The sequence below is a fragment of the Vibrio sp. 1167 genome (genome assembly GCF_033340375.1).
GTDB classification, from domain to species: domain Bacteria; phylum Pseudomonadota; class Gammaproteobacteria; order Enterobacterales; family Vibrionaceae; genus Vibrio; species Vibrio alginolyticus.
Window position 1 is genome coordinate 1 of record NZ_JAWOWK010000058.1, and the last position, 1462, is coordinate 1462.

A 1462-nucleotide genomic window follows, 5' to 3' on the forward strand; every position below is an offset into this window, starting at 1 on the left:
TGCCAACAAACCACGGTTTTGATGAGTTCATGGGTAACCTTTACCACTTGAACGCGGAAGAAGAGCCTGAAAACCCTGATTACCCGAAAGATCCTGCGTTCCGCAAAAACTTTGGCCCGCGTGGCGTAATCCATTCTTATGCCGATGGCAAAATTGAAGACACAGGTCCTTTGACGCGTAAGCGCATGGAAACGGTCGACCAAGAAACGCTAGACGCGGCAATGAACTTCATGGAGCGTCAAGTTAAAGCGAACAAGCCGTTCTTCTTGTGGTACAACGCAACGCGCATGCACATTTGGACGCATGTGAAAGAAGAAAACCGTACAACAGGTTTGGGTGAATACGCAGATGGTATGGTAGAGCACGACAACATGGTTGGTGAGTTGCTAGATAAACTGGATGACCTGAAAGTTGCCGACAACACCATCGTGATTTACACCACCGATAATGGCCCGATGAACGCGACCTGGCCTGATGCAGCATTTGGTCCTTTCCGTGGTGAGAAAAACACAGGCTGGGAAGGTGGCTTCCGCGTACCAGCAATGGTTCGTTGGCCTGGGCACATTGCTCCAAATACGAAGTTAAACGACATCTTTGCGGGTGAAGACTGGTTCCCAACACTGCTTTCTGCGGCGGGTAACAACACCATCAAGCAAGATTTGTTGAAAGGTTATAAATCATCGTCTGCTGATCGCACATACAAAAACCATTTAGATGGTTACAACCAAATGAATTACTTGATGGGTAAAGACAAAGAGTCTGCTCGTGATGAGTTCTTCTACTGGTCAGACGATGGCGACTTGCTGGCAATGCGTGACAAGCGCTTCAAGCTTCACTTCAAGATCCAAGAGCATGAAGGTTGGGATGTTTGGACGAAAGAGTTCACAAACCTACGTATACCAATGATCTTCGACCTTAAAGTTGACCCACTAGAGAAGGGCGACCAAGGCTTCGGTTACGAAACATGGCAGTTCAACCACGTATTCTTGCTTGTTCCTGCTCAAGCGAAAGTAGCGAAAGTTCTGAAATCATTCAAAGAGTTCCCACCACGTCAAGAGATCCCTAGCTTCTCGGTTGATAAAGTGATGGAACAAATGAAGAACCTAAGTAAAGTTCAACAAGCGAAAGGTTAATCCTAAGCGTATTTGAACCCCCAACGGTTCGCAATGATGATCTATCTTGGTTGTCGGCGCGAACCGTTTTTTATTTTATCTATTTCGCAACCCTCTAATCGTTTGTTATCTCTTCCTGCCATTCCTTGCGTTAGCGAACCTTCTCTTATCTAAACGCCTTCAGATCTTTGTTGTCGCCGTGTGAATATGTTCGCGGAAATTATTAAACCCCATTGCCTTTATTCTCATTTTGAACATTCGCAAATCCGGAGGTTGTGAACTATACATTCTGTTGCAGGAAGCACTTTTCTAATACACACAGAGGTTTATATGACAGCGAAATATGGCGT

The 1462-nt window shown here is 45.6% G+C and carries 1 protein-coding gene; it reads left to right on the forward strand.

The features are described from left to right. Positions 1–1133: sulfatase-like hydrolase/transferase (locus R7Z78_RS24320; protein WP_169643856.1), on the forward strand; the 1133-nt coding region annotated here is incomplete at its 5' end. Between the last annotated feature and the right edge of the window lie 329 nt (positions 1134–1462).